This is a genomic window from Rummeliibacillus stabekisii (assembly GCF_007988965.1).
In the GTDB taxonomy this organism is placed as follows: Bacteria; Bacillota; Bacilli; order Bacillales_A; family Planococcaceae; genus Rummeliibacillus; species Rummeliibacillus stabekisii.
Genome location: NZ_BJVD01000016.1, coordinates 1 through 12,550, shown reverse-complemented (window position 1 = coordinate 12,550; position 12,550 = coordinate 1). Strand labels below are relative to the sequence as shown.

The window sequence follows — 12,550 nt, the reverse complement described above, 5'->3', positions numbered from 1 at the left end:
CTAATAACCATTATACAAAATGTCTGAAATATTGTCAACATAAAATTTATATTTTATCAATCTGTTAAAACGTTGTCAATAAATTTTTTATAAAAAAATATTTTTTATCATTATATCAATATAGTGGTTATTTTTGGAAGTGAGGTAATAAAGCATCAGCTAATCTTCCAAACTCAACAATAGAAAGGGTTTCACCGCGACGAGTTGGATCTATATTCACCTCTGCAAGCGCAGATAAAATTTGTTCCTTCTTCGCTTTTCCATTCTCCAACTGTGATTGCAGATTGTTTAGTATTGTTTTGCGACGCTGAGCAAACGAACTCCGCGTTACTTCAAAAAAGAACGCTTCATTAATGACCTCTACCGGCGGTTTTTCACGACGGAGAAGGCGTAAAACCGCCGAATCGACATTTGGCTGAGGCATAAATACTGTTTTCGGAACAGTCATCACTACTTCAGCTTGCATATAATACTGCACCGCAATAGACAGAGAGCCATATGCTTTAGTCCCTGGAACCGCTGATATCCTGTCAGCCACTTCTTTTTGCATCATAACCACCATACCGCGTATCGGCAATTTATCCATTAATAATTTTAATAGGATTGGGGTTGTAACGTAATAAGGGAGGTTTGCAACCACCATTATATCATTATAATTTTCACATTCCTCTGCTAGTATGTTGGATACATCCGCTTTTAAAATATCGGAATGAATAATTTTCACATTATCATAAGGACTCAACGTATCAGCAAGTACGGGCAGTAAACGTTGGTCTATTTCAAAAGAAATAACTTTACCCGCAGAGCGCGCCAAATGCTCTGTGAGTGCTCCGATTCCCGGTCCTATCTCAATGGCAGCACTTTCTTTTGTCAACTCTGCATGGCTTACAATATTACGTAAGATATTAGGGTCAATTAAGAAATTTTGTCCTAGGCTCTTCTTAAATGAAAAGCCATATTTTTTTAGTATTTCTTGAGTGCGCAGTGGTGTAGCTATATCTTTATTCATTTTTTTCCTCCTGATTCAGTTGTCGAATGGCTTCACCGAATTGTTGTTCTGTAATTTGGAACATTGTCAGCCTTTTGATCAATTGTTTGCTGTTTGTTGAACCTACGTTTAACAACTCTCCTAATCGTTCACGCCGTTTTTTAGCATCAGGATGAGAGATCAAGTGAGCTGCTAGTAAATCGTCTATTGTAATCGTACTTATAAATTTTTCAGATTGCTGTGGCGAATAAACCTTGGATAGTGCCATGCGTATATCTTCGTCCTTTGCGTGCTCAATCCCCAAGCTTTTTCCGTTTTTAGCTTTTGTTTTTTCCTTAGGCAAGAATGCATGTTTTACACCAGGAACTCGTTCCTCAATAATGGCACGGATACGCCTGCCAGGATAGTCTGGGTCAGTGAACACGATGACACCTCTTACATGTTGGGCGTGTTGTATATTGCGCAGTGTCTCATCTGAGATAGCTGATCCATTTGTTTCAATTGTATCGGCATTTACTGCTCTTTTAATCGCTGTTGTATCATCTTTTCCTTCAACTACAATAATTTCCTTAATGTCCACGGATTATAAGTCCTCTTTTCTTCGAAGTTCCTTTGTTTATTTTATTGGTTATTGTATAGTTTGTACAGTTTCTACGGGATCTTTGGTTATAAGCATATACAAAACTATCCATGAAGATTCAATTAGACACAAAAAAGCTCCCTTATCATCAATCGATAAGGAAGCTCCCACTTAGGAAATCTTAACTTTACTTTTGAATAGTGACTTTAACAGTACGTCGTCCCCAGCTATATGCTTTTTTCTTCGATGGCATAAAGACGTCAATTTTGCGGCCTTTAATGGCCCCCCCGGTATCGCCAGCAACTGCTAGACCATATCCGTTCACATACACCATAGAACGCAATGGAATCACTTTAGGATCGACTGCAATTACCTTTTTATATGGATTTTTGCGCAGATTGATCCCTGTAGCTGTTTTACCTGAGCATCCTTTGCAATAAGCTGTATAGGCTGTAGAAGAAACATACATTGATTTATTAGACACAGGTTTTGATACTTTCTTAATACCAATACGTAAATATTGTTTTGCTACATAGCCTGTGTGGTTCTTGTAGCTAACTTTATACCAGTTTCCTTTGCGACCTTTGTATGTTACATTATGGCCTTTAGGTATCAATGTTTTTACTTTGTATTTTGTACCTGGTCCCTTGCGCAAGTTCAAACGGTCTGTCGTATGATATTTGCGGGCTGAGCTGACCATTGTAATTTTTTTATGGGAGTTTTCCACTACATCGATGGCCTTTTCTACTCGAACTTCCGATTGTGCTGCATCATTTGCGGGTTGCTTTAAAAAGCCAGCGACAGTAGTCGAAGTGTCTCCTCTATCCATTGCATTTTCATTGCTTTGTACCTGTTGGTTCTGCTGTATATTAAAGCTATTTTCTGCAAAAATAGAGCTCGTCAATACAGGTGATGCCATAATAGCTAAGACTGTCACGCCAAATATTCTTTTTAAGTTCTTTGTTATAGACAACTTTTCTTTCATCATGAAAAAACGCCTCCTTTTTTGCTTTTTGAAAATACTAATTGCTAATTTAACTTCCAGTAACTAGTATTATTCCTAACTAATGAAAACTATTCATATTTTTTGTGTGGGAGACGTTTGTTCAGTCTTTTAATTTGAAATGTTATAGAAACGAAGTGCATTTTGCGTTGTAGCTTCGGCTACTTCTTCCACTGCTATGTTTTTTAGTCTTGCAATTTCTTCCGCAACTAAAGGTACATAAGAAGGTTCATTTCTTTTACCGCGATGAGGATGCGGAGCAAGAAATGGCGCATCTGTCTCTACCATCAAATAGTCTAGGGGAATAGCTTCAGCAACTTCTTTTGGTTTTTTGGCATTTTTAAATGTCACTGGTCCGCCCAAACCGATCATAAAATTCATCCCAATACAGATTTTAGCTGTTTCTACACTACCGCTGAAACAATGCATAACACCGCCTACTTCTGAAGCATCTTCCTCTTGTAAAATGCGGATACAGTCATTTGTTGCTTCACGATTGTGAATGACAATCGGCAGTTTTACCCGTTTCGCAAGTTGAATTTGTTTTCTAAGTAAGTCTTGTTGTATTTCTTTTGGCGATTTATCCCAGTGATAATCTAATCCTGTTTCGCCAATAGCTACAACTTTCGGGTGGGCAGCTAAACGCTCAATCCAATTTAAATCTTCTTGTGTGCAATCAATTGCATCTACTGGATGCCAGCCGATTACTGCATAAAGAAAGTCGTATGTTTCCACCAGTTCCATTGCACGTTTGATTGTCGGCTGGTCAAAACCTACTACTACCATTTTCTTTACATTATTGGCTAACGCACGGTCAATAACTTGTTGAAGATCTTTTTCGTATTGTTCAGAATTTAAATGGACGTGTGTATCGATAAACATTTTCATTCTCCTCACATGAATTTCATTGTAACGAATTAAATTATTTCACGCTTCACAGTCAAATTACATTTATATTACAAACATTTCATCTGTTTCTATACTTTTTACTCATAAAGATAACTGTCGAAACATAAAATATATTCGCTTAATAGGTCTAAAAAACTAAAAAAAATCGTTTTACAAATTTCTCTAATATGACGCTTATTTGAAAAGAAAAGCCTGCTTTATAGGCAGGCTTTTTCCTTTTCTATTTTACTTGGGCGCCGTTTTCAAGCTTTTCATCAACTGTTGCCAGTGTTAAAATACCATCTTTGCTGCCGGCTAAAATCATCCCTTGAGATAATTCGCCACGAAGTTTTACAGGTTTTAAATTGGCTACCACAATTACTTTGCGTCCAATTAATTCCTCTGAGTTGTAATATTGCGCAATACCTGACACAACTTGACGCTTTTCATAGCCTAAATCCAGTTGAAGTTTTAATAATTTATCTGCTTTAGGCACCTTGTCGCAAGCTGTAACCGTAGCCACGCGCAAATCGACTTTCATGAAATCATCAATCGTTATTTCAGGAAATTCATCTTTTGGTTCTTCCTCTTTTTTCGGCTCTTCTGTTTTAACAGAAACGCGCATTTGATCGCGGATATACGTAATTTCTTCTTCTGGATCTAGACGTGGGAAAATTGGAACACCTTTGTCGATCACTTTCGTTTTCGCTGGAATGCCATTTTCGTCATCTAATGTTTCCCAAGCAAGTAAATCCTCGCTTAAACCAAGCTGGTGCATGATTTCTTTTGGAGCTTGGGTCATGAATGGCTGAACCATAATAGCGATCTTGCGTAGGTTTTCAGCTAAATTATACATAACTGTTCCAAGCTTGCCTTGAAGCTCTTCATTTTTGGCAAGTACCCATGGCTGTGTTTCATCAATATATTTATTCGTACGAGAAACAAGTGCCCAAATGTCACTTAACACTTGGCTAAATTGCATTTTTTCAATATTTTCTTCGTAACGTGCTTTTGTTTCTTTTGCCTGGTTCTTTAATGCTTCATCGAACTCTGTTGGAATAAGTCCTTCAGTTGGGATGACGCCATCGAAATATTTATTCATCATCGAAATCGTACGGTTTAAGAGGTTTCCTAAGTCATTTGCAAGGTCGAAGTTTACTCTTTCGACAAATGCTTCAGGCGAGAATACACCATCTTGTCCAAATGGCAGCTCACGGAGTAAGAAGTAGCGAGTAGCATCTAATCCATAGCGCTCTATTAGCATCTCGGGGTATACGACATTGCCTTTAGACTTGGACATCTTACCATCCTTCATCATAATAAAGCCATGAGCGAATACTTTTTTAGGAAGTGGCAAATCTAATGCCATTAGGAAGATCGGCCAATAAATTGTATGGAAGCGCACAATATCCTTTCCTACTACATGTACATCTGCAGGCCAATATTTTTTAAATTCGGCATCATTGTCTGTATCGTACCCTAATGTTGTAATATAGTTCGTTAATGCATCTACCCATACATAGATGACATGTTTTGGATCGCCAGGAACCCGTATTCCCCAATCAAATGAAGTACGAGATACAGAAAGATCCTCAAGACCTGGCTTGATAAAGTTGTTAATCATTTCATTTTTTCGTGATTCAGGCTCAATGAAAGTTGGATTCTCTTCGTAGTATGCCAAAAGACGATCAGCATATTTTTTCATGTTAAAGAAGTAGGATTCTTCTTTTACCTTATGGACTGGTCTACCGCAATCCGGGCATTTGCCATTATCCAGCTGTGTTTCTGTAAAAAACGATTCACAAGGCGTACAATACCAACCTTCATATTCTCCTTTATAAATGTCGCCATTATCCAAAAACTTTTTAAAGATTTTTTCTACGACCTTTGTATGACGATCTTCGGTTGTTTGGATGAAGTCATCATATGAAATATCCATTAGCTTCCAAAGTTTTTTAGCTGCTTGAGCGATTTCATCTACATATACTTGCGGATTTTTATTCGCCTCTTCTGCTTTTTCTTGAATCTTCTGGCCATGTTCATCCATACCAGTTTGAAACTTAACATCAAAACCGCGCAAACGTTTATAACGAGCCATTGTATCAGCAGCTACCGTTGTATAGGCAGTACCAATATGAAACTTGCCGCTTGGATAATAAATCGGGGTTGTGATATAGAATGTTTTCTTTTCATTTGTCACGAAAACTTCCTCCAGTGCTTTACAGTATACTTCCTATTCTATAGGAGACGGAAAAACCTTTCAATTAAAGATTACTTCTTCAGTTTTTGTCAAATCGTGTCGAATAACATCGTATTACAGTGTTTCTTGAAAAAATAAGATAAATAGCGTATATAAATACAAATATTGTTCAAAATAAAAACATCCAATAAGATAAATCTCCTTAAAGAACGGTAATTTCTTGAAAATTGTTGAAAAAATAACTTGAAAAATAATTGACGTATATGGTATTAGTTGGTATACTAATGCTTAGTCAAGGAATATTATGTCGAATTTTGACGAAAAACAATAATATATAGCTTATATAGGAGGAACACTAATTATGAAATCTACAGGTATTGTACGTAAAGTTGATGAACTTGGACGCGTGGTTATTCCCATCGAACTTCGCCGTACTCTTGGTATCGCTGAAAAAGATGCACTAGAAATTTACGTGGATGACGATAAAATCATCTTAAAAAAATATATGCCTAATATGACTTGTGCTGTAACTGGCGAAGTATCAGATGATAACTTCCGCTTAGCTGGAGGCAATCTAATCCTTAGCCCTGAAGGCGCACAAATTCTTATTAAAGAAATCCAATCTAAATTAAATAAATAAGGCTTAGCATATCATCGAGAGGTGCTTTAGCTACCGTTTGTTATTTTTAAAACAATTTTTGAGAGCCGTCATGAATCTTGTTTAATATATTAGTGAAAAGGCCCACGTGGAATGCTACTCATCCACATGGGCCTTTTCATTTTTTTATTGTTTCATTCTACATGATATGCTTGATAAACTTCTCGTTTACTTAGTTTCCGTATTTTTGCTACTTCTTTAATTGCTTCTTTTGACGACATACCTTGTTCTTCGATTAAAAGGTTGACATGTTCTTCTATTGTCAGTTGTGTCCACCAGTTATCTTCTTCATCTTCCTCTGCTTCTTTGCTTCCTTCTACTACTAAGCAAAATTCTCCTCGGATTTCATTAGCCATTGCCCATTCAACCGCTTCTTCTAAAGTACCACGCAAAAATTCTTCAAATTTCTTTGTCAATTCACGTGCCATGACGATTTTTCGATCGCCTAATATGGCTTGCATGTCTTTAAGAGTATCTTTTAAGCGGTGTGGTGCTTCATAAAAAAGAATGGTTTCCTGACGTTTTTTTAAGTTCTCTAAAGATTCTTTTCGTTCCTTTTTATTTCGACTTAAAAAGCCGTAAAAGAAGAATGGTTGAGGAGTAAGACCAGATGCAATTAAAGCTGTGAGTGCAGCATTTGCTCCTGGTATAGGGATGACTGCAAATCCTTCATCAATTGCCTTAGCTGCAATATCTGCTCCAGGGTCAGAAATACAAGGCAGACCAGCATCGCTAACTAATGCAACCTTTTTTCCCTCTCGTAAATAGTGTAAGATTTTTTCTCCTCCCTGCTCCAGATTATGCTCATGATAGCTGGTTAAGGGTGTGTCGATTTCAAAATAGTTGCAAATTTTTCTAGAATTCCGTGTATCCTCCGCTGCAATAATATCTGCTTCTTTTAAAATACGGATGGCACGCATTGTTATGTCTTCTAAATTTCCTATAGGTGTCGCTACTAAGTACAAGCAACTCTGCTGTTCATGCATTGAACTCTTTTGTGATTTCACTTTTTTCACTCCATGCTGCAATATAGTCGATCTTTTGCTTTTTAGATAATTGTTTGAAATGGTATTCTGCACTCATGGCCTCTTGCTTTGTATGGAATGCTTCAGCGTAAATACAGTGTACAGGCAATCTCGGTTTCGTATATTTTGCACCTTTACCAGCATTGTGTGCAGCCAAACGCTTCTCTAAATTATTAGTATAGCCTGTATAATAACTGCCATCGCTGCATTCTACCACATACATCATATGTTTATTCGTTGTCGCCATATAGCATCTCTCTTACTTCTGGTGTATAAGCACCATCGTCTCCATACACATAAAGAGGAGGCAATATTTTTAGATCAGCCTTGCCATCTTTTATGCCTTCAATTAGGAGTGTATTAGCTTCCTTACCTTCTTTCGGATAGACAAAGCGTATCCGTTTTGGCTCTAATCGATTGTTTCGCATTGCGGTCACAATATCTAAAAGGCGACCTGGCCTATGTACAAACGCTGCCTTCCCACCCTGCTTTAAGAGTTTGCTTGCTGAATAAATCATTTCATCCAACTTCAAGTGAATTTCATGTCGAGCAATTGCAACATGTTCTTTAAGGTTCTTTTCACTTGCCTCATGTGCAGGAAAGTAAGGAGGATTACATGTCACCACATCATATTTTTCCACTCCTAGTTGGGGTGAAATGGTACGTACATCTCCTTGTATGATGGTTATTTGATCTTCTAATTTGTTATAGCGTACACTTCTTTCAGCCATATCATACAACCGACTTTGTAATTCTACACCGGTGATATGCCCTTTTGTACGCGCACTTAAAAAGAGAGGAATTACACCATTGCCTGTACATAAATCCACCAGCTTTCCTTTTTGAAAAGGAACGTTAACAAATTTCGATAACAACACAGCATCCAGTGAAAATGAAAATACAGATGGACTTTGGATTATGCGCAAATCCTCTGCCAGTAAATAGTCCATTCTTTCATCTTCCTTTAACCAGTCTTCCATTAAAAATCCTCCACATAGCAAAAGACTGACCACCACGATCTTTTATGTGGAATCAGCCTTTTTATTATTATTGTTTATTTAAGAATGACAAACAGAATAAACAGTCTTCACCTTTTCGTGAACTGCCAAAATGAACATGGCAAACATGAAATCCTTCATGGTAGAGACGGGCTAAATTATCGTAGCCCTCCCCTATATCCATCGCATTTTGTTTCTCTTGAATGGCTTCTTTTTCGTTCTCTTTCTGATGGACAGAAAGAACTTCTTCTAAGCGAGAACGCAGATGGCTGTTCTCCATCTGTAATGTTTGATGCTCTTCCATCATGAGTGCAACAAATTTCTTCAATGCCTCAAATTGTTTTTGCATCGATTCAAGCTGTTGTTCGAACTCCATAACAGTATCTAAAAAATTACGGTCCTTCACTCAAGCCACCTCGTTATTATCTATTGAACTGAACTTTCGTATTGAAGAATTTCGTCCAATGTGTATTCTAATATTCGCTGCTCCTCATATAACTCCACTTGAAGTATTCTTTCTAAAATATTTAGGCCGCTGACTTTTCCTCTGCCATCCGGCGTTCTAATTGTTTCCCCAATGTCTGGCATATGTGCCCGCGCCTCTTCATACTCGTCGTTTTCATATTTTAAACAGCACATTAAGCGACCGCATAGACCTGAAATCTTAGAAGGATTGAGCGAGAGATTTTGATCTTTTGCCATTTTTATGGACACAGGTTCAAAATCTCCTAAGAAGGTAGAACAGCAAAGCATTCTGCCGCATGGTCCTATTCCACCTAACATTTTCGCTTCATCCCGTACACCTATCTGTCTGAGCTCGATACGTGTACGGAAAATAGCTGCAAGATCTTTAACCAATTCTCGGAAGTCGACTCTGCCTTCAGCTGTAAAATAAAAAATAATTTTATTGCGGTCAAACGTATATTCAACATCTACTAATTTCATTTCTAAACTATGTTCTACTATTTTATCCGTGGCTATTCCAAATGCACGTGTCGATTCAGTTTCATTTTCATCGACTTGAATGCGGTCACGTTCATCAGCAGGACGAACTACTTGTTTAAGAGGCAATACGACATCATTTTCTCCAACTTCCTTCATTGCTACAACAATTTTTCCGTATTCTACGCCTCTTGCTGTTTCAACTATGACGTATTGGCCTTTTTCTAACAGATAGTCGCCAGGGTCGAAATAATATATTTTACCCGTTTTTTTAAAACGGACACCAACTACTTTATACAAAGGATTTTACCTCCTGCAAATTTAAAATCAACTGTTCCATCATTAGCGTTTTATTCATATTGCTTTTCAATTGCCTGCGAGCTGTTAATATTGCTTGCAATTGAGTTGATAGTGTATTGAAGCTTGTTCGAAGTGCAGCATCCTTGAATACGGATAACGTATCTGGGTATGTGCACATTACTTCTGAATTAGCTTTAATGGAGACAATGTCACGAAAGGCAAACAGCATTAAATCTAAAGCAATTTCTACTTGCTCTTTTTCTTTAAATTGAGGCAACCAGTCTTCATGTATGATAAGCATTGCTTCATGTACATTTTTAAAGGTTGCTTCTACCAATTTTAACACTGTTTTTCTTGCCTGTGCAAACGACTCATCCTTTGCAAGAGCAAAAGCTTCCTCAACATTATGGGTCAACATGCTGACTGTTGCTGCCATAGATTGGGTAATTCCACTCTCCGTTAATTTTTCAATCAATATATTTCGTGGTATATCTCTAAATTTAATATGTTGACAACGAGAGCGAATCGTTGGAATAATAGCATTTATATTTTCTGTTAAAAATATGGCTGTCACGTTTCCTTCAGGTTCTTCTAAGAACTTCAACAATTTATTGGCTGACTTTACGTTTAAACGTTCAGCACTATGTATCACATAAACCTTGCGTCCTGCTTCTAAGCCTGTCTTGCTCATCTCACTAAGCAATGTGTCTATCGCATCTACTTTTATAAATTGTCCATCCGGGTATAGTTGGTGAAGGTTAGGATGATTGCCAGATAGGATACGCTTACAGTTTCTGCATGTTTCACATGGAACATTCAAGCGGGGATTTTCACATAAAATTAATCGAACAAAAAAAAGCATTAATTCTTCAGTGCCAGTTCCTTTAGAGCCTTCAAAAATGTAGGCATGTCCAACACGATTTTTTTCGAATATGGTTTGAAGCTGTTTCGTTACAATAGGCTGCAGTTGAAGTAAGTCTTCTATATTCTCCACGGTTCCATCACACCCTCTTGTTTTGAAAAAATCCCGTGCTTCGGCGTACCGAATAACACGGGCTCTACGTATACAGATTGATTAACAGTCCTTTAATCTCACCTATTTTAGCTAATAAATCAACGGAAGATTTTTCTTCATTTAAAAGGTCCTCCGTCAGTTCAATTAGTTTGTCATCAATGGTTTGCACTATTTTCAACCGACGCCCTTCCCCAAAACGGTTCCAGGTATGCGATTGCTTTAATTCCATCCCCGAAGAGATGACTTCTTTTAAAAATCGCTTCACAAGCATTTTAAATTTAGCTAAATCACGAAGGTTTTTGGATTTTGCAATACGATCACCAGCGGTCGATATATCACCTAACAGTCTTGTTAATTGCTCTGTTTGCATTCGTTGTCCTGACTGAACAACAAAATCTCCAAAACGTGCAGTTGGCTGGTGATTAGGCAATTTTTGTCTAGTTGTGTCTACACCGATCCGTAAATCTTGATTAATCTTCAAAAAAATGTTCCCTCCACCGTTTAGAAATGATGGAACTGTTCGATAGGTAATACAAAGACAGTTGCGCCGCCTACTTCTACTTCTACTGGGTAAGGGATATATGCATCTGCATTTCCACCCATCGGTGAGATAGGAGCTACCATTTGTTCACGGGAGCGGCAATTATCTCGAATGACGCCTAATAATTTTTGAACTAGTGAATCCTCAGTACCAATTAAGAAGGTTGTATTACCTGAACGAAGGAAACCTCCAGTACTGGCCAATTTTGTTGCGCGAAAATCATGTTTCGTTAAAGCGTTAGAAAGACGGTTACTATCCTGATCTTGAACTACTGCCACAACTAATTTCATCGGCATTCACTCCTCTATTTCTTTTTTCTATTATACCACACTTTAAAACACAGTAATAATTCATTAGTTCAATAATTCGATCATAATTTTCCATACAGATTGAAAAACTTCTTCTCGGGGCTTATTGGCATCTACTTTATAAATGCGAGTTGGATATTTATCTGCTAATTGTAAGTATGCTTGATGTACCTTTTGATGGAAAGCTAAACTTTCTGCATCTAATCGATTGACCTCGCGTTCACTATGCGCGGCTATTCGATCTAGTCCTACTTGAGGGTCTATATCAAACAAAATCGTTGCGTCAGGCAAGCGATTTCCTATAGCAAATTCATTGATGCTCTTTACCGCATCAATACCTAGGCCTCTGCCTATACCTTGATAAGCTAATGAAGAATCCAAGAAACGGTCACACAAAACAATACTTCCTTCATCTAATGAAGGCTTTATCTTTTCAACAAAATGCTGGCTTCTAGCCGCCGCGTATAATAACGCTTCTGTTTTTGGATCCATCTCTAAATGAGAAGGATCTAATATAATTTGGCGTATTTTTTCAGCAATTACACTTCCGCCTGGTTCTCGTGTCGCTACTACTTTCTTTCCCTCTTCTTGCAGTTTACTAACAACCATTTTTAAAATTGTTGTTTTACCTGCTCCTTCTGGGCCTTCAAATGTGAAAAATAATTTACTCATCTCTATATCCTTTCATGACTACTGGTATGTTTATTATACATGTTGCTAGAGACGTTTACTAATCTTATTGAGGCCAGTATAGCTATGTGCTAAACAAGTGTATTTAATCATATGCTACGCATTCGTCTAGCATTATTGAAAATTTATATATTTTTAAAATAATTTATCCTATACTTCATTGAGTTACTAAAATCTACTTCCTGGAACATACAATTAATAATTATAAAAATATCACCAAGTTTAAAGTGCATAATGGTGAGAAAATTAGACAAATGGATAGCACATTCAATAATGATTAAATCGTAAAAAGCGAAAATAAGGGGTGCAACCATTAAACATTAGAATAGAAATCTACACTAATAACATTTAAACAAAATAAAAAGGTATTAAGCATAATCTGCTTAATACCTTAACTATTGCCTAGCAACGTCC

The 12,550-nt window shown here is 37.3% G+C and carries 14 protein-coding genes and 2 pseudogenes; 1 reads left to right on the top strand and 15 read right to left on the bottom strand.

The window, feature by feature from the left end; all coding sequences use genetic code 11:
* Positions 1–127: 127 nt before the first annotated feature.
* The 6 genes and pseudogenes from rsmA to metG form a co-directional block, all read right to left on the bottom strand.
* Positions 128–1,009 carry a 16S rRNA (adenine(1518)-N(6)/adenine(1519)-N(6))-dimethyltransferase RsmA gene (rsmA, locus tag RST01_RS15575; protein ID WP_147198251.1) on the bottom strand — a complete coding sequence of 294 codons (882 nt, stop codon included), beginning with the start codon at positions 1,007–1,009 and terminating at the stop codon, positions 128–130.
* Positions 1,002–1,568, bottom strand: coding sequence for a ribonuclease M5 (rnmV, locus tag RST01_RS15570; RefSeq protein WP_147198249.1), 567 nt, complete (start codon positions 1,566–1,568; stop codon positions 1,002–1,004). Before rnmV ends, rsmA begins: the two co-directional genes overlap by 8 nt.
* A 187-nt stretch (positions 1,569–1,755) precedes the next feature.
* Positions 1,756–2,043: pseudogene (locus tag RST01_RS16235) on the bottom strand (3D domain-containing protein); the annotation flags it as partial.
* Positions 2,044–2,094: 51 nt separating this feature from the next.
* Positions 2,095–2,268: pseudogene (locus RST01_RS16230) on the bottom strand (SH3 domain-containing protein); the annotation flags it as partial.
* Between the two features lie 414 nt (positions 2,269–2,682).
* Positions 2,683–3,453 (bottom strand): TatD family hydrolase, encoded by a 771-nt coding sequence (locus RST01_RS15560; protein ID WP_147198245.1) that lies wholly within the window; start codon positions 3,451–3,453, stop codon positions 2,683–2,685.
* A gap of 247 nt (positions 3,454–3,700) precedes the next feature.
* Positions 3,701–5,659: a methionine--tRNA ligase gene (gene metG, locus RST01_RS15555; RefSeq protein ID WP_147198243.1), complete on the bottom strand. Its 1,959-nt coding sequence runs from the start codon at positions 5,657–5,659 to the stop codon at positions 3,701–3,703.
* 361 nt (positions 5,660–6,020) lie between these two features.
* Here metG and abrB point away from each other — a divergent pair, with 361 nt between their 5' ends.
* Positions 6,021–6,299 carry a transition state genes transcriptional regulator AbrB gene (gene abrB, locus RST01_RS15550; RefSeq protein WP_066791272.1) on the top strand — a complete coding sequence of 93 codons (279 nt, stop codon included), beginning with the start codon at positions 6,021–6,023 and terminating at the stop codon, positions 6,297–6,299.
* Positions 6,300–6,451: 152 nt separating this feature from the next.
* Here the strand turns inward: abrB and rsmI are convergent, their stop codons facing one another.
* The 9 genes from rsmI to tmk all read right to left on the bottom strand — a co-directional run bounded on the left by rsmI (position 6,452) and on the right by tmk (position 12,118).
* On the bottom strand, positions 6,452–7,324 hold the full coding sequence (gene rsmI / locus RST01_RS15545; protein ID WP_147198241.1) for a 16S rRNA (cytidine(1402)-2'-O)-methyltransferase: 873 nt from the start codon (positions 7,322–7,324) through the stop codon (positions 6,452–6,454).
* Positions 7,296–7,589 (bottom strand): GIY-YIG nuclease family protein, encoded by a 294-nt coding sequence (locus RST01_RS15540; protein ID WP_147198239.1) that lies wholly within the window; start codon positions 7,587–7,589, stop codon positions 7,296–7,298. The genes rsmI and RST01_RS15540 overlap by 29 nt, the downstream gene beginning before the upstream one ends.
* Positions 7,573–8,322 carry a tRNA1(Val) (adenine(37)-N6)-methyltransferase gene (locus tag RST01_RS15535; protein WP_147198237.1) on the bottom strand — a complete coding sequence of 250 codons (750 nt, stop codon included), beginning with the start codon at positions 8,320–8,322 and terminating at the stop codon, positions 7,573–7,575. The genes RST01_RS15540 and RST01_RS15535 overlap by 17 nt, the downstream gene beginning before the upstream one ends.
* Positions 8,323–8,389: 67 nt before the next feature.
* Complete coding sequence (gene yabA / locus RST01_RS15530; RefSeq protein ID WP_066791264.1) at positions 8,390–8,746, bottom strand: DNA replication initiation control protein YabA; 357 nt, start codon at positions 8,744–8,746, stop codon at positions 8,390–8,392.
* Positions 8,747–8,766: 20 nt separating this feature from the next.
* On the bottom strand, positions 8,767–9,582 hold the full coding sequence (locus RST01_RS15525) for a PSP1 domain-containing protein (RefSeq protein WP_066791262.1): 816 nt from the start codon (positions 9,580–9,582) through the stop codon (positions 8,767–8,769).
* Positions 9,575–10,576: a DNA polymerase III subunit delta' gene (gene holB, locus RST01_RS15520; protein ID WP_147198235.1), complete on the bottom strand. Its 1,002-nt coding sequence runs from the start codon at positions 10,574–10,576 to the stop codon at positions 9,575–9,577. The genes RST01_RS15525 and holB overlap by 8 nt, the downstream gene beginning before the upstream one ends.
* A 64-nt stretch (positions 10,577–10,640) precedes the next feature.
* Positions 10,641–11,078 carry a YaaR family protein gene (locus RST01_RS15515; RefSeq protein ID WP_066791258.1) on the bottom strand — a complete coding sequence of 146 codons (438 nt, stop codon included), beginning with the start codon at positions 11,076–11,078 and terminating at the stop codon, positions 10,641–10,643.
* Positions 11,079–11,098: 20 nt separating this feature from the next.
* Positions 11,099–11,428: a cyclic di-AMP receptor DarA gene (gene darA, locus RST01_RS15510; RefSeq protein WP_066791257.1), complete on the bottom strand. Its 330-nt coding sequence runs from the start codon at positions 11,426–11,428 to the stop codon at positions 11,099–11,101.
* A gap of 63 nt (positions 11,429–11,491) precedes the next feature.
* Positions 11,492–12,118 (bottom strand): dTMP kinase, encoded by a 627-nt coding sequence (gene tmk / locus RST01_RS15505; protein ID WP_147198233.1) that lies wholly within the window; start codon positions 12,116–12,118, stop codon positions 11,492–11,494.
* Positions 12,119–12,550 lie beyond the last annotated feature (432 nt).